The organism is Helicobacter trogontum (genome assembly GCF_000765905.2).
Taxonomy (GTDB): Bacteria; Campylobacterota; Campylobacteria; order Campylobacterales; family Helicobacteraceae; genus Helicobacter_A; species Helicobacter_A trogontum.
Genome location: NZ_JRPL02000019.1, coordinates 16,015 through 41,849, shown reverse-complemented (window position 1 = coordinate 41,849; position 25,835 = coordinate 16,015). Strand labels below are relative to the sequence as shown.

Annotated in this window: 29 protein-coding genes; 11 read left to right on the top strand and 18 right to left on the bottom strand. The window is 32.9% G+C overall.

The genetic code is table 11. The annotated features are described in order from the left end of the window. Positions 1-424 precede the first annotated feature (424 nt). Complete coding sequence (locus tag LS81_RS12035) at positions 425-577, top strand: hypothetical protein (RefSeq protein WP_199769744.1); 153 nt, start codon at positions 425-427, stop codon at positions 575-577. A gap of 742 nt (positions 578-1,319) precedes the next feature. Here LS81_RS12035 and LS81_RS07765 read toward each other — a convergent pair. Continuing rightward, positions 1,320-1,595, bottom strand: coding sequence for an EscU/YscU/HrcU family type III secretion system export apparatus switch protein (locus LS81_RS07765; RefSeq protein ID WP_034345140.1), 276 nt, complete (start codon positions 1,593-1,595; stop codon positions 1,320-1,322). A 278-nt stretch (positions 1,596-1,873) separates the two neighbouring features. Here LS81_RS07765 and LS81_RS07760 point away from each other — a divergent pair, with 278 nt between their 5' ends. Then, positions 1,874-2,542: a DNA-methyltransferase gene (locus tag LS81_RS07760; protein WP_034345143.1), complete on the top strand. Its 669-nt coding sequence runs from the start codon at positions 1,874-1,876 to the stop codon at positions 2,540-2,542. A gap of 419 nt (positions 2,543-2,961) precedes the next feature. Continuing rightward, the gene (locus LS81_RS07755) at positions 2,962-3,618 is read left to right on the top strand and encodes an outer membrane beta-barrel protein (protein WP_034345146.1); all 657 of its coding nucleotides are present in this window, start codon (positions 2,962-2,964) and stop codon (positions 3,616-3,618) included. A 71-nt stretch (positions 3,619-3,689) separates the two neighbouring features. On the opposite strand, the gene LS81_RS07750 is transcribed toward LS81_RS07755, so the two are convergent. The 6 genes from LS81_RS07750 to hisC all read right to left on the bottom strand — a co-directional run bounded on the left by LS81_RS07750 (position 3,690) and on the right by hisC (position 9,503). Continuing rightward, positions 3,690-4,064, bottom strand: coding sequence for a chemotaxis response regulator CheY (locus LS81_RS07750; protein WP_034323820.1), 375 nt, complete (start codon positions 4,062-4,064; stop codon positions 3,690-3,692). A gap of 69 nt (positions 4,065-4,133) precedes the next feature. Next, on the bottom strand, positions 4,134-4,835 hold the full coding sequence (gene hisA, locus LS81_RS07745; RefSeq protein WP_034345149.1) for a 1-(5-phosphoribosyl)-5-[(5-phosphoribosylamino)methylideneamino]imidazole-4-carboxamide isomerase: 702 nt from the start codon (positions 4,833-4,835) through the stop codon (positions 4,134-4,136). A gap of 18 nt (positions 4,836-4,853) precedes the next feature. Further along, a complete protein-coding gene (gene fliH, locus LS81_RS07740) occupies positions 4,854-5,654 on the bottom strand; it encodes a flagellar assembly protein FliH (protein ID WP_034345151.1) in 801 nt (266 codons plus the stop codon). Next, on the bottom strand, positions 5,641-6,672 hold the full coding sequence (fliG, locus tag LS81_RS07735; RefSeq protein ID WP_034323274.1) for a flagellar motor switch protein FliG: 1,032 nt from the start codon (positions 6,670-6,672) through the stop codon (positions 5,641-5,643). Before fliG ends, fliH begins: the two co-directional genes overlap by 14 nt. A 17-nt stretch (positions 6,673-6,689) precedes the next feature. Beyond that, positions 6,690-8,381, bottom strand: coding sequence for a flagellar basal-body MS-ring/collar protein FliF (gene fliF, locus LS81_RS07730; RefSeq protein ID WP_034345155.1), 1,692 nt, complete (start codon positions 8,379-8,381; stop codon positions 6,690-6,692). Positions 8,382-8,402: 21 nt separating this feature from the next. After that, positions 8,403-9,503 carry a histidinol-phosphate transaminase gene (hisC, locus tag LS81_RS07725; RefSeq protein ID WP_104696458.1) on the bottom strand — a complete coding sequence of 367 codons (1,101 nt, stop codon included), beginning with the start codon at positions 9,501-9,503 and terminating at the stop codon, positions 8,403-8,405. Between the two features lie 150 nt (positions 9,504-9,653). Between hisC and LS81_RS07720 the strand changes: the two genes are divergently transcribed. Together LS81_RS07720 and LS81_RS07715 are read left to right on the top strand one after the other, a co-directional pair. Further along, positions 9,654-9,884: a FeoA family protein gene (locus LS81_RS07720; RefSeq protein WP_034345158.1), complete on the top strand. Its 231-nt coding sequence runs from the start codon at positions 9,654-9,656 to the stop codon at positions 9,882-9,884. Positions 9,885-10,532: 648 nt separating this feature from the next. Then, complete coding sequence (locus tag LS81_RS07715; RefSeq protein ID WP_034345160.1) at positions 10,533-10,850, top strand: hypothetical protein; 318 nt, start codon at positions 10,533-10,535, stop codon at positions 10,848-10,850. Between the two features lie 570 nt (positions 10,851-11,420). Here LS81_RS07715 and LS81_RS07710 read toward each other — a convergent pair. The 4 genes from LS81_RS07710 to LS81_RS07695 form a co-directional block, all read right to left on the bottom strand. Further along, positions 11,421-12,275, bottom strand: coding sequence for an NHL repeat-containing protein (locus tag LS81_RS07710; RefSeq protein ID WP_411710190.1), 855 nt, complete (start codon positions 12,273-12,275; stop codon positions 11,421-11,423). A 135-nt stretch (positions 12,276-12,410) separates the two neighbouring features. Next, positions 12,411-13,070 carry a helix-turn-helix domain-containing protein gene (locus LS81_RS07705; RefSeq protein ID WP_052096479.1) on the bottom strand — a complete coding sequence of 220 codons (660 nt, stop codon included), beginning with the start codon at positions 13,068-13,070 and terminating at the stop codon, positions 12,411-12,413. After that, positions 13,067-13,387, bottom strand: coding sequence for a hypothetical protein (locus LS81_RS07700; RefSeq protein ID WP_052096480.1), 321 nt, complete (start codon positions 13,385-13,387; stop codon positions 13,067-13,069). Before LS81_RS07700 ends, LS81_RS07705 begins: the two co-directional genes overlap by 4 nt. Before the next feature lie 189 nt (positions 13,388-13,576). Next, entirely contained in the window at positions 13,577-14,029 is a 453-nt protein-coding gene (locus LS81_RS07695; RefSeq protein WP_034345164.1) for a lipocalin family protein, read from the bottom strand. Between the two features lie 171 nt (positions 14,030-14,200). On the opposite strand from LS81_RS07695, the gene LS81_RS07690 reads away from it, so the two are divergent. Then, positions 14,201-15,124 carry an alcohol dehydrogenase catalytic domain-containing protein gene (locus tag LS81_RS07690; RefSeq protein ID WP_034345167.1) on the top strand — a complete coding sequence of 308 codons (924 nt, stop codon included), beginning with the start codon at positions 14,201-14,203 and terminating at the stop codon, positions 15,122-15,124. Between the two features lie 32 nt (positions 15,125-15,156). Here LS81_RS07690 and LS81_RS07685 read toward each other — a convergent pair whose 3' ends face one another. Further along, positions 15,157-17,979: an FAD-binding and (Fe-S)-binding domain-containing protein gene (locus LS81_RS07685; protein WP_104696513.1), complete on the bottom strand. Its 2,823-nt coding sequence runs from the start codon at positions 17,977-17,979 to the stop codon at positions 15,157-15,159. Positions 17,980-18,345: 366 nt separating this feature from the next. On the opposite strand from LS81_RS07685, the gene LS81_RS07680 reads away from it, so the two are divergent. From LS81_RS07680 to LS81_RS07665, 4 genes are all read left to right on the top strand, one after another. Next, positions 18,346-19,332 (top strand): alpha/beta hydrolase, encoded by a 987-nt coding sequence (locus LS81_RS07680; protein ID WP_104696514.1) that lies wholly within the window; start codon positions 18,346-18,348, stop codon positions 19,330-19,332. 83 nt (positions 19,333-19,415) lie between these two features. Continuing rightward, positions 19,416-19,835, top strand: coding sequence for a cupin domain-containing protein (locus LS81_RS07675; protein ID WP_034347237.1), 420 nt, complete (start codon positions 19,416-19,418; stop codon positions 19,833-19,835). An 8-nt stretch (positions 19,836-19,843) separates the two neighbouring features. Beyond that, positions 19,844-20,248 (top strand): cyclophilin-like fold protein, encoded by a 405-nt coding sequence (locus LS81_RS07670; protein WP_034346651.1) that lies wholly within the window; start codon positions 19,844-19,846, stop codon positions 20,246-20,248. 2 nt (positions 20,249-20,250) lie between these two features. Then, positions 20,251-20,820 (top strand): sugar O-acetyltransferase, encoded by a 570-nt coding sequence (locus LS81_RS07665; protein ID WP_034346650.1) that lies wholly within the window; start codon positions 20,251-20,253, stop codon positions 20,818-20,820. Positions 20,821-21,426: 606 nt separating this feature from the next. On the opposite strand, the gene LS81_RS07660 is transcribed toward LS81_RS07665, so the two are convergent. Beyond that, positions 21,427-22,329 (bottom strand): DMT family transporter, encoded by a 903-nt coding sequence (locus tag LS81_RS07660; RefSeq protein WP_034346649.1) that lies wholly within the window; start codon positions 22,327-22,329, stop codon positions 21,427-21,429. A gap of 507 nt (positions 22,330-22,836) precedes the next feature. Continuing rightward, positions 22,837-23,088: a hypothetical protein gene (locus tag LS81_RS11305; protein ID WP_034346647.1), complete on the bottom strand. Its 252-nt coding sequence runs from the start codon at positions 23,086-23,088 to the stop codon at positions 22,837-22,839. Between the two features lie 182 nt (positions 23,089-23,270). Between LS81_RS11305 and LS81_RS12365 the strand changes: the two genes are divergently transcribed. Next, complete coding sequence (locus tag LS81_RS12365) at positions 23,271-23,402, top strand: hypothetical protein (RefSeq protein WP_267892501.1); 132 nt, start codon at positions 23,271-23,273, stop codon at positions 23,400-23,402. Positions 23,403-23,652: 250 nt separating this feature from the next. Here LS81_RS12365 and LS81_RS07655 read toward each other — a convergent pair whose 3' ends face one another. From LS81_RS07655 to LS81_RS07640, 4 genes are read right to left on the bottom strand one after another with little or no spacing between them, the layout of a single operon-like run. Further along, positions 23,653-24,237 (bottom strand): NAD(P)H-dependent oxidoreductase, encoded by a 585-nt coding sequence (locus LS81_RS07655; protein ID WP_034346644.1) that lies wholly within the window; start codon positions 24,235-24,237, stop codon positions 23,653-23,655. A gap of 12 nt (positions 24,238-24,249) precedes the next feature. Next, positions 24,250-24,684, bottom strand: coding sequence for an aminoglycoside 6'-N-acetyltransferase (gene aac(6') / locus LS81_RS07650; protein ID WP_034346642.1), 435 nt, complete (start codon positions 24,682-24,684; stop codon positions 24,250-24,252). Beyond that, a complete protein-coding gene (locus tag LS81_RS07645) occupies positions 24,684-25,316 on the bottom strand; it encodes a CatA-like O-acetyltransferase (RefSeq protein WP_034346641.1) in 633 nt (210 codons plus the stop codon). The genes aac(6') and LS81_RS07645 overlap by 1 nt, the downstream gene beginning before the upstream one ends. A gap of 15 nt (positions 25,317-25,331) precedes the next feature. After that, positions 25,332-25,799 carry a GNAT family N-acetyltransferase gene (locus tag LS81_RS07640; protein WP_034346639.1) on the bottom strand — a complete coding sequence of 156 codons (468 nt, stop codon included), beginning with the start codon at positions 25,797-25,799 and terminating at the stop codon, positions 25,332-25,334. Positions 25,800-25,835: the final 36 nt, after the last annotated feature.

The following is a 25,835-nucleotide window of genomic DNA, read 5'->3' as shown; positions in this document are numbered from 1 at the left end:
GGTGGATCGATAAAGGCTATATCTATTTTCCTTTGCTGTTTAATAAAATCTTTAACAAGTTTATTTGAATCTTTTCTAAAAATCTCTATTTTAGATTCTAGTAAAACCGATGAACAATTACAATCCATTTACCCCACCCCTGCAGACATTCTTAATATAGAATATAAATATTTTAAAGACATATTGGCAAACCTCAAGATTCTTGGTATCATAAACATTTCTTGGGTGGCACTTCTCCCTACTCCAAGCAAAAAGATTCTTTTCTCGCTATGATTTACTCATTCATCAACCAAATACTGAAAGTGGATTCTCTGCTACTTTATTTGGAGAGAAAAGAAAACAAATTAATAGTAAAACTAAAGAAGAAAGCTATACAAGTGAATATGGCTATATCAATTATATTTTAGCTATTAGAGGAACAGAAATGAATTCCTTTAAAGATTTATTTGTAGCTGATGCTTCTTTAACTATAGGCTCTATACCAAGACAACAATATGATGATATGATAAACTTTTATGAAACTTGTGCTAGTAATTATCCACAAATCAAAGAAAAAGAGTCTCTAACCATTACATGACACTCTCTGGGTAGTGCTCTAGCTCAAATGCTTACTTTAAGTTTATGTGATGATAAGAATAGAAATAATATCAAAGCTTTATATGCTTGCAATACACCTGGAGCTAGAAAGATAATACTTCCTTATGATTATATAGTAAAACTCTTTATATTTCATAGCAAAGAACAACAAGAAAGATTTATAAAAGAAGAAATAAAAAATATGGCAAATAGAGCAAGAGCTTTAGGCAAAAATGATATTTCATTAGAAAGTAAGATACGAAAAATATTATACAAGATAATCCAAGAGAAACATAGTCAATTGTTTAAGGACGTCTATTTTTGTCCATTGCAAATCCTAGGATTTCTTTATAATAGACAAAAAAGTTCATTAAATAAGCATATCTCAGCAGTTAATTACTTAAGCAATATGTATAAATATCTGAAGTTAAACATATTTAATTGTGTTGCTTTGTAGCAATCAAGTGTATCTAAATGCAACTTTATAACAACTTGTTGTGATGTAGAATAATATATAGGGATTTACATATGAAAAATAGCTAACAGAGTTTAATCAAGTATATAGATTTGAAATCTTGAAAATAATTCATGGATCAAACTATCTTGTTACCCTATTATTGCTTACCAAATAAAAAGTTAATTTTAGCTTTACGCAGACATATGCATAAACAATATAAAAAACAGAAGTCTTGTTATACCAAAAAGCTATATAGATATACTTAAAAAATCAGATATATATTACATCATTCTAATTTTTTACTAATATGTGCTGTATTTTCTGTGTTTTGCAACCATACAAAAACATCCACAACGGCTTGATATAATGCCTCTGGCACGTTGCTATTCACTTCCATTTTTATAAGAGAATCAACAAGTTCGGCATTACAAAAAAGTGGTACCTGATATTCTCTTGCCTTTGCGATAATTGCCTCTGCAATCTTTCCCTGCCCACTTGCAACGACACGTGGAGCGTGATCTTTATATTCCTCATATGCGAGTGCTGCGGCTTTTTTCCTCATGTATATTCCTTTCTTTCTGTACTAGATCGACGATTTTATACATTTTTGTTAGGAGCACACTAATACGCAGATAGTCTGCATCCTATGCCCACTTAACTCTTATTTATCTCAAAAACGTAGCACAAAAGCTAAAAACTTGGTAAATATGGCTTAAAATAGTGCGTATTATAGAATGTAGATGTGTATCAGTAGTCTGTTTAAGTATAGCTTATGTTATAATCTCAATTTCTTTATACAACCATAAACATTATATCATGTTATTCACTAAAGGCACAATTATGGAATCTAAAAATGCACAATATCCACGCAACACCAAACTTAACATTGATGGCTTAGACCTCATGGTAAGTCTAGAATCTTGTAGTGTTGACTTATGCTTTTTTGATCCACAATATCGCGGCGTACTTGACAAAATGCGTTATGGCAATGAAGGAAAACGACAAAAGGAAAGAAACGCGCTTTTGCAAATGAGTGAAAAACAAATTAAGATATTTATTTACGAGATTGCTCGTGTGCTAAAACCAAGTTGCTACCTTATGTTGTGGATTGATAAATTCCATCTATGCGAAGGCGTAAAGACATGGATAGAACATGCAAGATTACAGGTTGTAGATCTCATTACATGGGATAAGATGAAAATGGGTATGGGTTATCGCACAAGAAGACAGGCTGAATATTTACTTGTCTTGCAGAAACTTCCAATCAAAGCAAAAAATACCTGGAAATTACGCAATATCCGTGATGTATGGAGTGAAAAGATTCCAATCAATGAACTAAAAGTCCACCCACATTCAAAACCCAAAGGATTGCAAAGGATCTTGATTGAATCTTGCACTAATGTAGGCGATTTAATACTAGATCCAGCAAGTGGAGGTTTTAGCGTGTTTGAATGTGCAAAGGATTTAGGGCGAGACTTCATCGGCACAGATCTTAAGCTACCAACATAAGCTCATAAAGCTAATTTGTCTTAAAACAATTTATAAATGAATGCTTTGATGATCTCTTATAATTTTTATTATCTATTTACACATTATGGCACTAACTTGTGAATATTTATTGGATAAATAATGAAATAAGATTCACATTATACCTCTATAATTTTTAATAAGAAGTGTTACAACATACCTCATAACATCTCTTTTATAATCGAACTATCAATAAAAAGAGGTTGAGCCTATAACAATGCAGAGCACATAAAGATATAAATCAATATGTATTTAACATAAACATAATAGCCAAAATGTATTATACAGATAGGAGAGATGTGGTATAAAATGACCTATAAAACAAGCATGTTGTCTATTTTTCTAGTTTAAAAAAAATATAAATGAACGATTATAGTATAAATTTTTATTCAAGGATCTATATGAGAAAGCATCTGTTAAGTGCGGTTCTTGTGAGCTGCGTTTGTGCAAATATGTCATTTGCTGATAACAAAGGAAATGGCTTTTTTCTTGGTGTTGATTTTGGTGGTTCTGTAGGAGCACTTACAAATACAGGATTAACAATTGGTGGTAATACCGCACAAGGTGGCATTCCAACAAAAGAAACAATACAAATCAATGCTGGTTTTGGTCTCAATGTGCGTGTGGGAGGACAAAGATATTTTGATAAAACAAATGGTATGAGATACTATCTCAGTATTGGCGGTGTTTTTGGTGCACCAAGTTATGCTTTCGGAGACTTAAAAGTATCAGGTATCACAGTGATTGGTGATATGAATATGGATTTCATGCATGATTTTACTAGCACGGAATCGCAAAAAGTCGGTATATATATTGGTATGAGTGCAGGTTATATGACTACATTGTATCCTGGCGGTAGTGCACTAACCATTCAAAACATAGATATTCCAAATTTCAGCGGAATTACAATAGGACTAAATCTTGGTGTGAGAACCGTTGTAGCAAAACACCACCAGTTCGAGTTTTCGACAAAAAGCGTTGCCACCCATTCAAAAGCGACAGAAAACATTGTAGGATTTCAAGTATTTTTAGGTGCGAATTATTCTTATTTATTCTAATGGACTCACACTTATACAATCAACCTATTGTATAAGTGTGAGCAAACAAAAAAGCTGAACAAAGCGGTCTTTTATTCATTAATCCCTAACACAACTTCTAACTTCTCTTTCAGAACTTGTGGTGTAAAAGGTTTAACTATATAGTTATTAACTCCTGCTTTCAATGCAGTAATAACTTCTGACTTTCCACCCTCAGTTGTTACCATAATAATTGGAATATCTTTATATTTTTCCTCTGCACGAACTTTTTTTACGAGTTCCAAACCATTCATTTCTGGCATATTCCAGTCTGTGATTAATACATTGATACCCTCCACAGTACTCATATGATTCCATGCTTCAACTCCATGCTCAGCCTCCAAAATATCCTCATAACCAAGTCTTTGAAGAGTATTTTTAATAATCCGTCTCATCGTAGAACTATCATCAACTACAAGCAATTTCAATGTTTGCTCCTTACACAAATTAATTAATTTCCTTATCGGCGTATTATAACATACTTTTAATAACTAAGATTAAAATTTTATACTTTTAAAATCAAGCTTACCCTCATAAAACGCTTTTCCTATAATAACACCGCCAATTTTTGGGTAATTATGTAGCATATCTAAATCTTTCTGTCCAGAAAAACCACCACTTGCAATAGTAAAGATACCGCTGATTTCTGCAATCTCCTCAGTTAAAGCAAAATTAATACCAGAAAGCATACCATCTTGTTGAATGTCTGTACACACTATTGCTTGCACATTACTACATTTTAGATTGGCAACAAATTCACTCGCCTTAATATCACTCACATTAACCCAACCATGAGTAGCTATCTTGCCATCTTTAGAATCTATGCTTAAAGCGATTGGATATTTATCTGCCATTAAGATAGCCCACTCTGGGTTTTGCAAGGCAACAGAACCTAAAATTGCGCGATGTATCCCAACATTCATATATTTTTTTATCGTCTCCTCATCGCGAATACCGCCACCAACTTGTATATGTAAATTAGTGCTAGTTGCAATATGCTCTATCACATTAAGATTCTTTGGACTTCCCTCAAATGCACCATCTAAATCGACCATATGTAACCATGTCGCACCACAATCTTCAAAATATTTCGCAAAATCAAGTGCATTACCATATTCTTTGACACTACTTTTTTCACCTTTTGTTAAACGCACAGCCTTCCCATTTAGCAAATCAATTGCAGGAAATAAAATCGCCATAACCACTATCCTATTTTTTTAATCATTTAAGTTATCTAGCACTGATTGCTTCAGCATTTTATAGCGAGACATCACATTTCCATCAAGGTTGCCAAGATTAGAAGAAATAACAATGCCTCCACGAGAAATAGCATTGTCGGCTTCAATTTGTATCTTTTCCCTGTCTTTTAAATTTTCTTTCAAATATACATAGTCAATAGGATTCACCTTGATGCTAATCTGTGTTGCCTCCATAATATTTGATAGCAAAGATCTTGTAAGCTCCAAAGCAACTCTTTGTGAATTTGCTTCGATTTCCTTTACTATAACTTCCTTTGCCATATCAATGGCAATAGAGCTTAATTCTTTTTCAAGAGCTTCGAGATGAACTTGTGATTGTTTAAGTGTGTTTTCCAAGGTAATGAGTGATTGCACTATTTTTTCACGCTCTGCTCGTATTTCTGCTTCCATAGCTTGTTTTGCTTCATTCTTCCCCTCTTCAAAACCCCTTTTATACGACTCATCACTTGTTTTTTCAAGTGTCTCTTGCATACTAACCTGGCTTTTCTCAAATTGCATTTCAAGCTTTGCTAGATTACCAGACAACTCATCGCTCTTATGCAGTAATTTCTCAATTAATTCTTTCTCTAAAGAGTTCATAGGCTGGGGGCGATATGCATTCACCTGCTCAACACTTTGTTCATCTGTTATGCTTTCTGCAGAATCGACACTCGAATTTGTATGAACCTCCAATGGAACAATGGCTTTGAATTCATATTTATTGATCGAATGTTCGCCTTTTTGTTCATCTTGTATAAGATTGTGATTACGAGATAACATCGTCTTGCTCTCCTAATTGTATTAAGCCTTGTTCGGATAGATTTTGAACTATTTCAATAATCTTTCTTTGTGCTGCCTCTATATCACGTACCTTAACTGCACCTAAAAATTGAATTTCCTCAGCAAACTGCTCACTTGCTCTAGAGCTCATATTGCTCATAAACTTCTGTTTCAATTCATCAGCACTTGACTTTAACGCCAATGCCAAATCTTTTTTGTCTGCAACTTTTAGAATTTCAATAATAGCAGATTTATCAAGTTTAATCATATCTTCAAAAGTAAACATCATTTCTTTGATTTCATTAGCAAGTTGCTCATCTCTTTGCTCTATTTGTGCTAATGTAGCTTTTGCAGTTTTCTGCCCCATACGGTTAAACATTTCAGCAACTGCACGAGGACCACCCACCTCAACTTTATAGCTTGTAAGTGATTCTACTTGCTGTTCTAACACTGCTGAAACCCTTTTTACAACAGAAGGTGAGATATCACCTAAATTTGCCATACGAATGGAGATTTCAGCACGTAACTCATCTGTAAAAAATCCTAGAGTTTCAGCTGCACCACCAGAATCCATATGTGCTAAAATCAAAGCTATAGTCTGTGGGTGCTCATTCACAATAAAGTCTGCGAGCTGTTGCGGTTTTACTTTATCCAAATAGCCGAAGTTCTTTGTAGATTGCATAGTTTTTGCAAGTTTATCAAGCACTCTCTTTGCAATCTCTGGACCAAGCGTTTTAATAAGAAGTTCTCTTGCGTAATCAACACCACCAGAATTGATATACTGATTAGATTGCAATATCGTGTAAAATTCTTCCAATACAGCAGCACCAACAGCCTTATCTGTGCCACCTAGTTGCATAATATGTTTACTGATTTCAGTAATAGATTCTATATCTAAGTGATGAAAAACTTCACTTGTAATTTCTTCTCCAACTTGAATAAGTAAAATAGCTACTTTTTCAGACATAGAAAGTTCATCGTATTGTGCTCTTTGTTTCGGAGTTAAGGTCATTGCCATCTTTTGTCCCTCTTATTCTATTTCATTTCTATTTCATCGCGTATAAGTGCCTGAAATAGACCTGCTATCTCGTCTGGTTTCGTTCTCACTGCTTCTTTGATTTTTTCTAATAGCACATCATATTTTACAGCATCTTCATTAAACCCGCTACCAATACCAAGCTGTTCTTCCACTCTCTTACGCATTTCATTGGCTCTATTTAGAGTGTCATCATCATCATCAAAATCAAACAATGGCTGTTTTTCTGTTTCCTCTTCTTCATGGACTTCAAGCATGCGTTCTGCAAATGGTGCAATAACTTTCTTGTAGAAGAAAAACAGCACAATAACAACAAGCACATAACGCAACAGTGGCATAAAAGGGCCAAGATATTTCTCAACTGCTTGAGCAACTTTTTCAAAATTTGTTAACGGTGGTGTGCCAGAACCTACAGCATTAAGCTGTCCAGCGATAACACTCACAATATCATTACGACTTTCATCGTAACCAGAGCTTGCTTCAACAATTTTTTTAATTTCTGCAAGCTCTTCTGCACTTCGTGGCGTATACTTCATTGTGATAAAGCCTGTTTCTTCGTTTGTTTCCTCGGTATATGTACCATCAATCACAACCCCAACAGTCATACGCTTAAGTTGTGGTGTCTGTAATCGCATAGTCGTTGTTTTCTTATCTGGTATATAGTTTTTGACAAACTGACTCTCTTCATACTCTTCTTGATTATTGGAATCTAAATCCTTAACCTCAGCAATGTTGTTTATAACACCCGGAACGCCACCTGGATCCTTTGGTGCACGCCCCTTTCTCTTTATCTCTTTACCCGTTTCACTTGCAATAGCGGGTTCCTTGCTATAGATCTCTTCTGTACTTTCTTGTTTCCCAAAATCATAATCTAGATTCACACTGACAGTCATCCTATCTGTGCCACCGGCAAGTCGGCTTAGAGATTGTCTTATCTTATTTGCGATTTCTTGTTCAGCCTGCACCTTATAAGCAAAGTTTTTAAATGCTTGTTCATTCTCAATTGTTGCCTCATCACGCTTGTTTAGTGGGTTGCCATATTGATCCACCATAATTACATTTTCTGGTTTAAGCCCATTAAATGAATTGGCAATAAGATTCTGAATGCCAAAAATCTGATTTTGCGTTAATGTCATTCCATCTCTAAGCGTTAATGCGACACTTGCACTAGGCACAGCACGAGTTTTTACAAATACATCATCCTTTGGTTCTGCAATTTCTACCCTTGCGTCTTGTATAGGAGCCAACGCCATTAATGTCTTTTCAAGCTGCCCCTTGATCGCACGCAACTTTTTAACATCAAACTCACTTTGTGTTACACCAAAGCTATTTTCATTGAAAATATCATAATCAACTCTACCTTTTATAATCCCTTGTGCAGCAAGCTCATTTCGCAAAACAAAAACTTGATCTTGTGGCACCGCGATGGTATTTTCGTTAATCATTTTATAAGGAATATTTTGCTGTTTAAGATAATTTATCGCAGATCCTGCATCTGAAGGATTCTCAGCCGCAAAAAGAATCCCAAAACCATCAACGTTGCTCCCCTTCTTCGAACCTAGAGAAGATACGATAAGATATGATAGAAAGGCAACAACAACAATAACAGTTACAAGAATAACGATTTGCTGTTTTCGATTTAACTTTTTAATCAAATTCTGCAACTGCGTAAATATCGCTTTAAAATCCAAAATTCACCTTCCTTAGAATACTCATAATTCTTGCAGTATATCTATTAGTTTTTGTATAACAATGTCATTTTGCTGTGGGATTCCAATGGTGATTCGTATAGCATTAAGCCCATAACTCGCCAAATCTCGCACAACAATTCCCTGTTGTAACAATGAGTTGCTTATTTTAGTGGAATTTAACTTATTATGCAATATAAAAGTGATAAAATTTGCATAAGATTCTAGCATCTCGATTCCATACTGCCTCGCAAAATTTTTATACTTTTCCATCTCTTTAAAGTTGTTTGCCGCAGAATCTAGTAAAAACTGCTCATCAAGCAAACTTGCATTTGCCGCCTTGAGACTGAGCGTCGTAATATTAAAAGGTGGTCTTATCTTACTTAGTGTGTTAATTATATCAGTATTTGCAATACCATATCCAACACGCATACCACCTAGTCCATATATTTTAGAAAATGTCCCCAAATAAATCACATTTGAGAAGCCTATAATATCTTTAGGGGTAATCGCATAATCAGAATCTCTATAGGCACAGTATTCCATGTAAGCACAATCTAGCACTACCAAACATTCCTTGCCAATCTTTCCCAAAAACTCGAGCACCTCATCTCTACGTAATGCTTCGCCAAGAGGATTATTTGGCGTACATAAAAAAATTATGCTAGGTTTATACTTTTCATAATACTGCAGCATAGAATCTAGATTATGAAAAAAATCATCTGTGCGTAAAATAGTAGTATTGCAATGTTTTGCATAGATGGCATACATAGCAAAAGTTGTTTTTGCCATAAGTACCTTGGTATCTTTATCGCAAATTGCATGGATACAAAACTCAATTATCTGATCACTACCACTTCCAATAATAATTTGGTTGCTTTGGATATTATATCTCTTTGCGAGAGATTCCTTCAACTCATAATAAGAATCATCAGGATACACATATGCATTGTTTGCATTTTCAATGATTGCTTTCTTTGCAAGTGGCGATGTGCCTAATGGATTTTCATTACTGCCAAGCTTGATAATATTTTGCGGCTCAATATTGTAATCACGCATAACGAGCTCTAATGGTTTTCCAACTTCATAGGTAGGCAAAGCAGAGATATGCTGGTGAAATTTCATGGATATTTCCTCAATAAATTGCTTTTTAAAATATTGTTCACTACAAATCTTAGGAGCAAATTGTAGCATAAAGATTGCGAATTTATAATTTTATGTTACCATTTTGAGTACTTTTTCATTTTTGGAATAGACGTTATATGGTGGTGTTTGATGACTTTGCTTGATATGCGACACAATGAGACTTATAAAGTGAGATCTGTACGTGGTATGCAGAATCTTCTGATACAAAGACTTCACTCTCTAGGTATCTGTGAGGGAGCTTTTGTGCGACTTGGATATGTGTCAATGTGGCAACACACTTATAGCGTATATGTAAATGGTGCACAAGTTGCATTGCGAAAAAGCGAGGCAGCATTGATTGAAATAGAAAAGGTTGAATGATTATAATTACACACTTCTTCTTGACATCAAACGTCTATACCCCACATAAATAATACAATAGCCCGCATTACACCATGAGAGGCATGGCCTTAGAGATATTGTCATGTTTAAAAAATGTAAAAATCCATAGTATGATATTTTGAATAAAAAATAAGCTTATTTAAATTCAATAAATCACAATCTCTTTGCAGCTTAATAAGTAATTACTGCAATGCAGTAATGTGGAAAAAGTAAAAAATATACACCCTTGCGCTTTAAATAAGCATTAAGGAGCTCTATATTAGTAGTAATAACCTATTAACACACATTGTAGCACATAAGTTTACTATCACCCATAGTGTATAAGAATAGTTGCATTTATTATCATGTGAGCAAAAAGAGGTAATGATGCTTTAAACATAAAATTAAATTCCATCACATCATTCACCATAATAAAATCTTAAGCAATGATATCTATATTTTAGACCTCTGCAAACAAATAAATTTTACAAAACTATTTTTGATGAAATTTATCATACTCTAAAGAAAAATAGTTCTAAAAAATATACAAGAAACGAAAACCTATACTTGCTAATTAATCTAAGAGAAATAAAAAAAATACATAAAACTAAATAACTACGAATTAGAAATTTTTTTTTAAATAATGAGATGAATTATTTTGATATCGTGGTATTACTTTATTATATTGAGAACGATTTTGAATATAACAATATAAAAAAATATATACAAGAAAAAATTACAGATAAATGCAAAACTATTAATTCAAAAGACATAAAAGATACTGAATTGCTATTGCTAATCATGGACACACTTTCTTGCCCATTTCTTGATATAAATTTTAAAAGAGAGATAGCATCATTTATATATAAAAATAAAGATGATTGCAGCAATATTATTAATTTTTCATTAAAACAAAAAAATTGGTTTGTCGAATGGAAAAATATTGATATTCTAAAAAAAACTTGAAGAAAAAATAACATATGAAGTTTATTAATATGTTATAATCTCTCCGCATTATGAACAAAGTTATTTACACACATATGCGAAATAAGTGAGTTCATGCTTATTTCAGTTTGGGAAATGCAATAAGTGTTTCTCAAATCTTATAAAATGTCACTACATCCTAAATCTAACTCAACTTACCTAATAAAATTATAGTTTTCTCAGTAATTTACCTATAGGCTTTCATGAAAATTTGACTGATACAGAAAACACTAATTCTAAAAGCAAATATCAATAATTAAAGAAGAATGGCGAAAAAGATTTGTCTTAAAAAACTGGCTAGTATGATAAAAATCTTATGTATTGTTGCTTAAATACCACAACAATATTACACCATATATGCAATATTATAGAATCATCAAATCATTTTAAGAAATATCTAAATAAAACATCACATGCTGGAAAGTAAGAATTACAAAACAATAAGAATCAAAAGAATTGGTAAAATAAAAAGAGCCCCCTCCAAGAATTTTACAATTTTAAATGAATTTCACAAGTAACTAATTTTGCCCTAACCTTTAGGGCAATGATAAATTAAGGTAAATCGATTTTAATTACCTTGTTTTCAGCCATTGCAGGTATCCAAAGGCTTTTACCATCGCTAAACATATCAGCAGGACCACCGATAGCACCCATCTTTAACTTAGTGATATTGCCTTTACTATCGATGCGATAGATAACACCTTGGAGATTTTCACCCCAATCACTTACTAGCAAGTCGCCATTTTTTGCCAAAACAATACCATCTAATGCGCCAAGTGGCTTACTTAAAGCCTTGATTTGCTTACTTTTCAAATCAATTGCCACGATACTTCCCTTACCTTTGCCCATTGGATCATAACCTACCGTGATTACGCGATTGTTTTTCTTATCAATCAATAAACCATTAGGACCACCAAATTTAGAATCTAGCTTTACAAAAGTTTCATACTTTTTGTTTGCAAGATCAATTTTGTGAATAATACCTGTGCCAGTATCACTTACTAACAAAGTCTTATTATCCAAAACTTCAATTGCATTTAAAAAGACTGCACCTTTTACATCAATATTTAATACTTCCTTGCCGCTATCCATATCAAAGCCCTTAAGCTTGTCAATATCTACAACATAAAGCGTATTTCCAATGCTATTCATACCCTTTGGTGCATCAAGATTTTTGATAAAGTCTTTTGCGAGCACATTGCCATCTTTATCAAGCTTTGAGATAAAGCCATCATTATCTTTTGCTAAAGGCTCTAATTGCTCACCCACATTGCTTACAAACACAACATTTTTGCTCCCATGAACACTTTCTGGATGAGAAAAGCCTTTGAGATCTTTTGCACTCAAAACTGATACTACACCTGCCAAACCTAGACAAAGTGCCGCTGAAACAAAAGTTTTTTTCAACATATTTTTCCCCTAAAAATTAATTTTGCAATTTTACTTGCTTGGGAGTATTGTAGAAAAAAAAGAATTTTTTTTGTGTAATTTTTATGATAAAAAATATAAGTTTTTTGATTTTTAAAAAAATATATTTGGACACTAGAGCGTAATATTTGCAAAAAACTTAGATTTTTGATATTGCTTTGGTGTTTGATTAAAACGCTTTTTAAATCGCTCAATAAACCAAGATGTAGAGCTAAAGCCACATTCAGCACAAATCTCTTGAATATTCTTATTAGAATCTTGTAAAAGTGCAATAGCCTTTTCAAATCGCTTTTCATCTAGCCAACTTTTAGGACTTAGACCAAATGCCTGTTTAAATTTACGGCTAAAACTTGCCTGATCGGTATTAGCTAATTCCGCCATTTCATTAACATTGATAAAATCCCTTTGACACAAAGATAGTGCAATATCCAAATTGAGATTACATTCTCTCAAAATGCTTTGCAAAAATGCGTTAAAAATCTCGCTATATTCCATACTAAGATAGAGAAATAATTCTTCAAATTTATGCGTAATTAGCGGCAATAAGGCAAAATCATAAGACTTATTATGTAAAATATTACTCCTTTCTCCATGGCTCTTGATAAAACTATGAATATATAAATCAAAGCTTGAAACAATGCTTGATAGTGTCGGTGTAGCCCAAAGCCTAAAGATTTCATGAGAATCTTTAAAAACAGAATCTTGAACGATATTTTTTTGATTTGTGGGTAATTGTTTAAGCTTATTTTTATATTTTGCAATAAATTCTATCAAAGCCGTATTATCAAAAAAAGCAAAATAGCCTGATAGGGCGCATTATCCGCGATAATATTACTTAGCGTGTAATGATCTGCTTTCAAAAACAACCCTTCACCTGCAGAAATTTTTACATCGCCATTTTTAGTGTGCAAGATCTTACTTCCCTCTTGAATAAGTATAAAAGAATGCATTTGCACATGCACTCTTGAAGCATAAGTCTTCTCTTGCTTATAGGCTGCAAAAGCAATATGCTCTCCCAAAAACAAGGGAATATCTTTGAACTTTTTCAAATCCTGTGGAAAATGATACATTCCTACTATCTTATTACTCATAAAAAACCTTATAAAAATCTCTGTAAAAAAGATTATATAATTTTTTACAAGTTTTTTGATTTTATTTTGCAATTTTTGCAGAATTTATTAATTCGACAAATACTTAAAGAAAATATTTTTTGAATTATCTGCATAGATTCTAAGCAAGTAAAAGAGGCTATCCTCTTTTTTCTTTGGCAAAGAGATTTTTTACCATTCATCAAAAATCACATCACTAGTATCAAAACCTCTTTCTTTAGCAATTTCAAGGAATTTTTCTATCTCTTCTTTAGGAAGCTTTTCTCTTGAGAGAATCCACAAATATTTTTTATTTGGGCTACCTACAATTGCAACTTGATAATCTTCATCCACAAAAATTACTTCATAATTTATTGAATTAAACACATTCATAAAGAAATTAAATCGCACCGCTAATGCTCTAGGGCCCTTAATCTTAGCCTTACCATCAATTTTAGATACTACTCCATCTTTTTTAATGCAGCTGTTTGTAACTTTTACAATTGGGGTTTTGCCCTCATAGATTAACTCATATTTTGCCTTTGAACTTTTGCAAGATTCTTGGAAAAATGCTGGTTTTCTAGCCATCTCAAACCATTCACCCATATATTTGTCTAAAGCAATATTACCCATCATCTCAAGCATTTTAATTCCTCCTTATTTTTTGAATAGGGACATTATATCCTAAGTATTTTTTTATTTGTTAATATTTTATTAACTATGCTCTAGGTTAGTATATAACCTATTTTTCTGTATTGAAACTCAATAAAGTAATGACTATAATATTGTCTCTATTTTTAAATATAAGGAAGTAAAATGCAAATACCACAAATACTAGAAGGATATGTTTTTAAAAATCACTCTTTATCCCTTATTCAAAAAGATTTAAGAGCTCTAAATGATGATGAAGTTTTAATCAAAAATCAGGCAATAAGCCTTAACCCTGTGGATTGGAAAGTAATAAAAAATGAGCAAACTTTTATCGGTGTTGATGGCATGGGAGTAGCAATAAGCGCGCAAGATTCTAGAATACAAATTGGTGCACGCTATGCTTATCACTGCGACTTAAAACACGATGGGAGTTTTGCAGACTACACTATTGTAAAAGCAAAAGCCTTAATTCCGATTACACAACACACAAACAATCTGCTCGCTGCAGCTATGCCATGCCCTGGATTAAGCGCCTTTCAAGCTATTGAAAAAATTCCAAATATTTTTGGAAAAGAAGTTTTAGTCAATGGCGCTGGAGGCATGCTTGGAAAAATCCTTGTTTCTTTACTCATCTTGCAAGGCGCTAAGGTTTCCACTATTTCTAGCAAAATACATCATCAAGCATTGTTGCAACAAGGGGTTTTAAATTGTTTTGATTATAGTGCAGATATTACCTCTTCTCGCTTTGATGTTATTTTTGACACAACAGGAAAGGCAGATGAACTTCTAGGCTTATTAAAATACTATGGTCATATTGTGGCAATTTTAGGGCGTGTCAATAAAAATAATATTGAAGCTTTTAGCACTTGTCCAAGTCTTCATGAAATTGCTCTAGGAGCAATTCATAGTTATGGAGATGATAAAGATTTTAGCCATTTGATTTCAAATGCTACAAAACTCTATACTCTAGCTTTAGAAAATAAATTACTACTTCCCAAATTTGAAGTTATTGATTTTGATGCAATTCCACAAGCTCTTAATTCTTTAAAAGAAGGCATTCAAGGCATAAAATTTATTGCAACAATTTAAAATAATGGCAAAAGCCATTATTTTAACTTAATTCATAATCTATTGTAGCCACTTACTTCATCAAGCAAATATATAATATGTTGCCATTGTATATTTGTCTTATCGCTTAGTCCTATCTCACAAGTGCTCGAACTACTATAGGCACGCTTTAGATTCTGTGTCGCAAAATATGATCCTAGACCATCTAATGCAGAGTTATTTAACTCAGGTGTGCTAAAACCCTTATTTCCCGCAAAGCCACAACAATGCGTTTGCAAATGCTCGATAGTCGCTCCTTTTGTGCAAGCTTGTGCTATACTCTTGAGATATTCACTAAATCCATACTTCTTACTTGAACACACCATATATAGCCCAACATCTTCACTAAGTGGTTGAATATTCAGACGCGGAATAATATTTGTCCATACAAATTCGCTTACATCTTGGAATTTCATATCACAAAACTCATCACTCTCTCTTAATTTGGCAATAATCTCACCACTGCAAGCACTATGATCACAAACAACAACATATTTTTTACCACTAAATTCTTGCTTAATTTCTTGCAAAGATTGATAAATTGGATTGAGTGTTTTATCTTTTAGGCTAAAGTCTTTAAAAGCCTTTCCACAGCACATTTTAGAAATATTTTTAGGATAATAACAATTAATTTTTGCTTTATTACACAAGCTCTCAAATACTTCTTGGATACTTCGTGCATCCTTTGTATTAGGCGCAAAGATTCTATTTAAACAACTTGTAAAATACACTACATTTTCTTCGCTACCATTCTCTCTATTTTCTAGCTTATAAGCATTGCTTTTTGGCATTGATACTGGAATTATAGGTGTGCCAATCTTTTTATTTAAATACAAACTCATATTTTTTGTATTTTCTCTCCCTAACAATGCTTGAGCGGCGTTTGCCATCTTTACACCAAACTTTGCAAACTTAATCGCGGTGCCAAGATTATTGGAAATACTTCTTGCCACCCCTATACCCTTGGCATGAGCATTATTAATATTTGTAGCGATTTTAGCAGTATCAATCTCTAGTGGACAAATCATATAACACATTGAACAAGTTGCACAAGTCTGCACCCCATAATATTTATAGTCTTGCTTCAAACTCTGCAGCTCTTCAATCTCGCTCTGAGTTTTATTATTTTTAGATTCCAATCTTTGTATCTCTCTATACACTGCTATTCTCTGGCGTGGGCTTAGTGTAATTTCCTTGCTAGGACACACCTTCTCACAAAATCCACACTCCATACAAGAATCCATAAATTCATCAATACTATGTGTTGGCTTAAGATTCTTGATGTGAATATTTGGATCATCACATATAATAACATCAGGATTAAAGAGATTATGCGGATCAAAAATTTTCTTAATACGCTTATTTATAGCATATGCTTTTGCACCCCACTCTAATTCTACAAAAGGTGCCACCATACGACCTGTGCCATGCTCTGCTTTTGTGCTACCCTTAAGAGATACTACTAGCTTTGCCATAGAATCCATAAATTTTGCAAAATTCTCCACTTCTTTTTCGTCATCCAAAAGTGGCGTAATAATAAAATGCACATTCCCACTCAATGCATGTCCAAAAACAATCCCATCAAACTCATATGTTTTAAAAAGCTCTATAAGCCCCTCAATACCACGCGCAAAATTCTTAATTTCAAAGCAAATATCCTCTGTTATAACTGTGCTACCCTTTCTTTTATTTGCAACAGAGAGAGGTAAAATACCTTTGCGGATTTTCCACCAAGAATCTTGCTCTTTTTTATCAAAACTAAATCTTATATCAAAAAGTGTAGGTATAGTTTCTAGTTGTGTGCGAATAAAATCAATACGAGATTGCAAGGATTGCATATCATTAGATTCTAATTGTATTAAGATACAGCAATTACCCTCCTTTATTCTCTCTAGCTCACGCGGAATCCCCTGCAATGAAATAATGGATTTCAAACATGCATAATCCATAATCTCCGCTGCACTAACAATATCATCATTATTTGCCAAAATCTCAATTGCATGTGAAGCAGTGACTAAATCTTCATAAAAAAGCAAAGCACATGCCTTGTATTTAAAATCTTCTACACTATAGTATTCAACTCTAGAGATAAAGCCAAGCGTCCCCTCTGCACCAATAAAAATATGATTCAAAATATCACAAATATTATCAAAATCAACAAATGAATTTAGCCCATAGCCTGTAGTGTTTTTAATAGCAAACTTTCGTTTAATCTCGCTACATAAAGCACTATCAGCCATTATTTCTTCTCTAAGCGATATAATTTCATGCACCATAGCAGGATGCGTTTTTATAAACTCATCAACGCTTGTCTTATCTGCTGTATCAAGCAAGAAACCATCATGCATTATTACGCGAATAGATTTGATAGTTTGATAACTATTTTGTTTCACACCACAACACATTCCACTAGAATTATTTGAAAATATTCCACCAATACTCGCATTATTAATCGTGGCAGGATCTGGTCCTATCTTTTTGCCTAAAGGCTTTAAAGAATTATTTGCCTCAACACCAATTACACCACACCCACAAATAATAGAATCTTCTTTGACCTCAATACTATCCCAATGCTTCATACATACAACAAGCACACTATCACTACAAGCTTGTCCGCTAAGACTTGTGCCCGAGGCACGAAATGTAAGCGGAATATGGTATTTTTGCGAAAGCAAAATAATCTTTTGAACTTCATTCTCATCTCGTGGTTTTAGCACCAATTTCGGAATATAGCGATAACATGAAGCATCAATCCCATAAGCAAATCGTTCTATATAACGATCATACACTCTTTCACTCATAAAACTCTTACATTCATCTATAAATTGTGTAATCATAATATCCCCTGTTTTGTTATTTATATTATTTTAGCCTCATTATGAGTTATAGATAGAATTGGTTGTGAAACGCACCCTTGCACTATTAAAAAATGACAAGATATTTTCACCCCACCCCACATAAATAATAATTATAACACAAAAAATTTTAGCTCTACACAAAATAATAATCTCATAATCCTATACCATACAATCCCCTATTTTACATACTTTTAGAGCATAACAAGCTTTATATTTATTCTCATATTAGCTTATTTTTCTCCGTTTCTCTTGACTTAGAGCTACTCTCATCTTTTATACTTACAAAAAAAATTACAGGAGCAAAGATTGAGAAGTAAGTTATTAAGTGCTATATGCAGTATATCTATGATGTTTGGTTTTGCAAATACATTACAAGCAAAAGAGACTTGGGATAAGGTGTTTAAGCCTAGTAATAAGGTAGAGATTCAAAAGGTAAGCTTTACAAATCGCTATGGCATTACTTTAGTTGGGGATTTATATATCCCTAAAAATATAGATTCTAAAAAGCTTGGTGTAATTGCAATAAGTGGTCCCTTTGGAGCGGTAAAAGAGCAAGCTTCAGGATTTTATGCGCAGACTTTAGCCGAATCAGGTTTTATTGTTTTAGCTTTTGATCCTTCCTTTACAGGAGAAAGTGGAGGAAGTCCTAGAAATGTGGCAAGCCCTGATATCAACACAGAAGACTTTAGTGCGGCGGTGGATTTTTTAAGCAATCTTGCAAATGTTGATCCTAGTAAAATAGGCATTTTAGGAATTTGTGGTTTTGGTGGTTTTGCTTTAAATGCAGGTTCCATGGATACAAGGATAAAAGCTATCGTAACTTCTACAATGTATGATATGAGCAGGGTTAATGCTTATGGATATAATGATAGCTTAGACAAACAAGCAAGATATGAGCTAAAGAAAAAGCTAAATGAAGCACGCACAAAAGATTTTAAAAATGGTACTTTTGAGCTAGCGCCTACTTTACCACAAAAACTTAGCGGCAATGAGCCACAATTTATCAAAGAATATTGGGAGTATTATAAAACCAAAAGAGGTTTTCATAAAAGATCGATCAACTCAAATGGTGCGTGGAATGCTACCTCATCGCTTGGCTTTATCAATGCTCCTATTCTTGAATTCAGCGATGAGATAAATGCTTCTGTGCTTATGATACATGGAGAAAATGCACATAGCAGATATTTTAGCGAAGATGCTTTTAAAAATCTAAAAGGCGATAATAAAGAGCTTTTTATCGTAAAAAATGCTAATCATGTGGATTTGTATGATAATGCAGATAAAATCCCTTTTAGCAAAATCGCAGAATTTTTTAAAGCAAATTTAAAATAAGGAAAGAGATGAGAAAGATTTTATGTTTGGTAGCACTGAGCGTGACTTTTGTTTTTGCCAACACAGCCAATAAAGGAGAAAATATGCAAAGAGTAGAAAAGGCAGGAATTCATGGGAGTTTTAAGGGTGATTCTAAAATCTTTAGCGGAGAAGTTAAAGTAAATATGATGTTTAAGGCAAATGAGTGGAGAGATTTTAGCGGAGGCTTAGTGGGATTTAGTAAAGGTGCTAGAAGTGCGTGGCATACCCATCCAAAAGGACAAACCCTAATCGTAACAGAGGGAGAAATCATCACAAAAGCAGAGGGACAAAAAGCAGTAATTGCCAAAAAAGGCGATGTGATAAGCTGTCCTATAGGAGTGAAGCATTTTCATGGTGCTACAGATTCTATTAATGGAGCACATATTGCTCTTACGAGTGAGATCGAGGGTAAGAATGTAGAGTGGCTAGAATTAGTCAGCGATGAAAAATATGAAAATGCATTAAAAGAAGACAAAGAATAGGAGAGTTAATGCAAAAAATTATTATTTTCTTGATACTTATAAACACCTTTTTATTAGGAGCGGATATGCAAATAAAACTACTTTTTAATAATCAAGAATTGCTTGTAAATCTAGATAAAAATGAAACCTCAAAGGAATTCTATCAATCCTTGCCACTTGAGCTAGAGTTTAGTGATTTTATAGGAAAAGAAAAAATAGCTCATCTACCAAATGAATTAAAAAATAACAATAGCAATGGGTATGAGCCTGAAATTGGTGATTTATTTTATTATGCACCATGGGGAAATATAGGAATATTTTATGAAAAACAGCCCTTTAATAGAGATATTATATTTCTAGGAAAAGTGCAAGGGAATCTAGAACTACTAAGAGCACAAAAAGGCAATTTTAAAGTAAAAATAACAAGGGAATAAAAATGACTTTACTAGAAAAAGACTTAGCAGGACTTGGAGTAGAAAACAAAGGAGAAGAATTTGAAAATGAGATTCTCCCTCTTATAATACATGCACAAAAATGTGTAGCTAAGCTAAATAGTGGCTATCATGAGCCAGATTCTATTCGTGATATATTAAGTGAGCTTATGGGAAAAGAGATAGATTCTACCCTATGGCTTATGCCGCCATTTTATACTGATTTTGGACGTAATATAAAATTTGGCAAAAATGTATTTATTAATTCATCTTGCACTTTCATGGATAGAGGAGGAATTACAATAGGAGATGATGTATATATCGCTCCAAAAGTGTGTCTGACCACGATAAATCATGATATAAATCCCTATAATCGAGCCACTACATTTTGCAAACCAATACATATAGGCAATCGTGTATGGATTGGTATAAATGCTACGATATGTCCAGGTGTAACAATAGGTGAAAACTCAATCATCGCAGCAGGTGCAGTAGTGACTAAAGATGTGCCTAGCAATGTAATAGTAGGTGGAAATCCAGCTAAGATTATAAAAGAGATAGCTATAAAACAATAATTTACATCACAGCTAACATGAACTATATGACATTAATGTCATACCACATAAATACAAAAATAAAAGTTACATTTCAATATTTATTAAAAACCTTAAATCTAACAAGTGAATTCAAAACTAATATCATTGAACTAGTTTCTTGGTTTAACACACTGCACTATTCTTCTGTAGAATTAACCATAAACTTTTTGTTTCTTTAATGTTTTTAGTATAACCATATGTATTGTTGCACTAAAAATATTAATGATACTATTGCTATCTTTCTAATCTCTCTCCAATAATATAGTTTTAAACCAATTTCTGCTATCTAGTTTTATAAGATAAATACCACAAGTGCTATCAACCTTTAGAATGTTAAAATCTACCCACAAAATACCACAAAATGATACTTACACTATATAAAATAATATATGCAAAAACTATCATAAGCACAAAAGGTGACAAGATTGTGCTAGGTACAATAAAAGAAAGACTTGTAAAAAGCTGAATACCAAATTTATCCAAACAAATATTGGAGGTCATTTTGTAGGGGAGGGGAGGGAGTAAAAGCTATTCTTAATGCTAAAGACATTTTGATAACATTGTAAAATTCAACGGATTCTAAGATTATTTGTTGAATTGTGCTTTGCCATATATATTAATAAAATATATTGCAAACAATGCTAAAGCACAGCCTAGCAAAGTGAGCAGACTTGGCACTTCATTTAGAAGTAAAAAGCTACATATAAGCGCACTTATAGGTGTAATCAAAATGAAAGAATTCGCCCTTACGCTGCCAAGCCTATGTATGCCATAATAATAGATGCTCGTGCCAACTATCGTAGATAAACATACCAGAACAAACATATTTATCCAAAACTTCACATCACTTTGCAGCGCAGCAAAAGGATCATCTAGAAACAAAACCCATGAAAACATCAATGTGGAAACGAAATTAATATAAAGATTTATTGTTAGAGGGTGTGCCCCTTTAGCTTTGTGTGTAAAGAGTGTGATGCTTGACCACGCCAACGCACAGAGTAAAAATAGCGTGTTAAACTTGCTAAAAATCTCGTTAGGTGAGCCAATATTAAGCAGACAAAGTCCTGAAAATAAGCCCAAAATTAACCCTAAAACCTCACTTCTTCTAACTCTCTTGCTTAATTTATCACCTTTTTTAAGCACTACAGCCAGCATAAAAAAGACATAAGAAAACATAGGGATCATCGTCGTAACAATCACGCCACCCTTTCCAGCTTCTCCGTAGGATAATGCCATAAAAAACATAAGCATATAAAGCCCATTTAGTATCCCAGCCAAAAATACCCATTTAAAAGTCTGCCAAGGGATTTTAAGTGAGATATTTAAGAAACGAAGCATAACGAGTGAACCTAAACATACAAAGAAAAAACGCCAAAAGGTGATAACCGAAGGAGGTGCATAGGTAGTCAAAATCTTAGAAACAGGCCAAGATAGCCCCCATAAAAACATTGCGATAACTAATAAAATATAGATATGACGCTCTTTCATTCCTGCCTTTCTTCTAAAAATGTGCAAACCATACAAGATTCTCATGCAAATTTCATTCACAAAATTTACAAACCGCAGAGATAATGTTTTTATCTAAGGTAGCACCTATTGGTTTAAAGTCTCATTCTCTCTCTTCATCATCAAAGCCCCAAGTATAAACAATACACCAACGAGTAAAACTCGCAACATTGTGAGTTCAGACATTACAGGACTTGAAAGTGCGAACTTAATATCTCCTAGCACAATAGGTTAATACGCTTATTATAACACATAAAAATGCACTGATATATGCAATACTCTTAAACGAATTTATTTGAGTAATTTTACTGGGATGTAAAGAAAGCAAGATTATAGCAATGTTAGCTAACACAAACAACCACTCAAAATACAATATATAATAAGCAATAAGCATTGGAGGTAAAAACATAAGTATCCAATACAATACTAAAAGCCATTTTTAAGTATTTTTAGCCAACAAAACACAAGCTATAAGCCCAGTAATTGCCATCATAACGCCAAAATCTTCATATAATATCTAAATATATGTAAAGTATTGCATACAAGCAAGATTCCAACTAAAACAAAAAGTATTTTTACAAAAGTTAAATTGCCTTTATAGGTTTGATACTCTTTTATCTCTTTATTCTCACAGGAAAGCTCTTTTACCTTACTCCAAGCGATGATATAAAAAATCACATTTATGAATAATAAAGGCAATAATAAATACAATGCTACAAATTCTAATGTATATAACCTCATAATAAATTTGTGCAAAGAATGGAAAAACTGCCACAAGAAAAATCGCTATAAGATAATACCAAAAAGCATAGATAAAAGTTTTTTTGAGAAATCACTCTTGCAAGCTCATAATGTAGATTCTTAAATGATATAAAAATCGCACAAGCAAACACAAAGAAAGACATCATGCTAAGAGGAGTAATATGCCAATAATTTATATCCACACCAAAGCAAAACCTCGTGCTAAAACCAGTGATATAAACTACGAAAACAATAAAAATATAAGCAATTATAAAAAAATGGTAAATAATATTTTGCACTTGAATGCTTTGTAACCTCATAAATAGTGGTTAAAAACCTATTACAGATATTAAACCTAAAGGCACACCAAAAATAAAACCTCATACAATATCTACAAAAAAGCTAACAAGCAACGCCCCATGCTGCTTAATGCTGCTATTTTTATAAGTTTAATATGCCTTTGCGTATTGCCTTGCATTTTTCCTCCTAACGCAAAAATGCAAATCATAATGGCTTTTTAATAAGTTTTCAAATATTGTCCAAAGAGGGTAGTTAGAAACTATTCTAAGCTTGAAACTCTTTGAGTAAATGAGCCTTGTAGTCCTTTATATATTGTTCTACTTGAGGATTCTTAATGACATCATTACATATAAATGTAGGTAGTGGTTGCATTCCCAAAAACTGATGAGCTTTATGCAGGTGCAAATACACACCATCTACACCAACGCCCTCAAAAAATTGTTCCTTATCATCAAATGCTTCTAGCGGTGCATTCCAAGTAAGAGAAAACATATATTTTTTATCTTGCGATAGACCACCACTACCATATTTTTTACTCTCATCATTTCTTGATCTTCCATCACTTGTATAGAGCTTACCATGTCCCATAGTAAAAACCTCATCAATATATTTCTTTACTATCCAAGGCTCACCCATCCACCAACCAGGCATTTGATAGATGATAACATCAGAATCTAGAATCTTTTGTAATTCTTCTTCTACTTTATAGCCCTTATCTATATGTGTCTCGCTTATATTAAATCCTAAATCACATAAAGTCTCTTTTGCTACATTATGCAAAGTCTCACTCAATCTACCAGTAGAATGACCAAAACTTTTTCCGCCATTTAATAAAAGTATATTTTTCATCACTTTTTCCTTTCATAATTTCTTAATAAAACAAATAATCCTATTTACCTCACTAAAGCCCAAAGCTCTGTGAAAACTAAAGCTCTTTTGATTATCTAGCTCACAATCACTTGCAAATTCATTTGCGCCTTGTTCTTTTGCCCATTTTTCGCAAAACTCTAGTAATTCTTTGGCAAAGCCTCGTTTGCGAAAATTTTCTTTGATAAAAATTCCTTCAAGATAACCCACAGGAGATCTAAGAGAACCCTCTACATAGTCATTTCTTAAATTCACATAAGCAAAGCCTACTATATTTTCATCAATATATTTTAAAAAAATAGCAGAGTTTTTAGAATCTAAAATTTCTAAAAACTCTTGCTCTAATTCTTCTATATTATGTTTTTGCCAAAGCAATAATGCTAGTTTTGATATTGTTCCAACCTCTTTCTTTGTCGCTTTTATAATCATCAAGCAAACTCCAAAGTATTAATACTCTCTTGCAAAGTTTCTATAAACTTTGATACATGATAACCATCGCAAACAGCGTGATTTACATTAATATTAAGCAGAATATTTGAATCTTTAATCTTAGATAAAGTAAAAATTGGAGCATAAAAATTACTCCTATCAATCTGCAAATTAAAATCAGTAAAATTAATCCAAGGAATTGATGAGACATAAAATAAATTTGGTAAATTTATCGCCTTTGCTTCATAGCTTAGATTCTCTCCAAACTTAGTCTTATCACTTTGCAAATTCTTGTTAAATTTGACAAAATCCTCATCATACTTACTCCAAAGAGAGCTAAAAGTCTCACTATTTTTATGAAAAATAGTATAGCTTGGATGGATGATCTCATAATATCCCAAAACACCATTTTGGCAATCCATCTTAAATTCCAAAAATTCATTTACACTTCTAGAAATACAATAAAGCATCAAAGCAAAAAATGAACTTCCCTGTTTTTTAAATAGTAGAATATTGGATATATCAAGCTCTACACTTAAAGAAAACGAGCAAGTATTGGATTTAAAAAATAAAAAATGCTCTTTTCTTTTGTATGATTCAAAATCAATAGGAATAAAATTGGTAGTTTTCATGATAGCTCCAAATAATTATATATAGCGCGCAAGAATACAATAATCATCAACAATGTCAAAACCAACTTTCTTATAAAAGGAGAAAGCAGGATAAGCCATATGTGTATTTAGAATAACAGCATTTATATTATGTTTATTTTTGCAAGATTGTAGCTGTTGTATTATAGTTTCTAAAAACCACCTACCATAGCCTCTGTTTTGATAATCATTAGCAATAAAGAATTGCTCTATTTCATATTCCATGGATACACTGCAATTAAATATATAAGGTTTTATATAACCAACACATACACCTACAACATGATCCCCACACATCAAAACAAATCCAAAAAATGTATTCATCTCCAAAAGTGCTAAAAAATACCCTCTGACATCTTCAAGACTATTATCTTCATTCCATGGTTCTCTTTTGAATACATTCACATATAAAGAGGAGCATTCCTCTAAATATGCTATTTTAAATTCTCTACACTCCATTGTCATGCTTCCTCCTTGATATTCCGCACATCAAATAGAGTT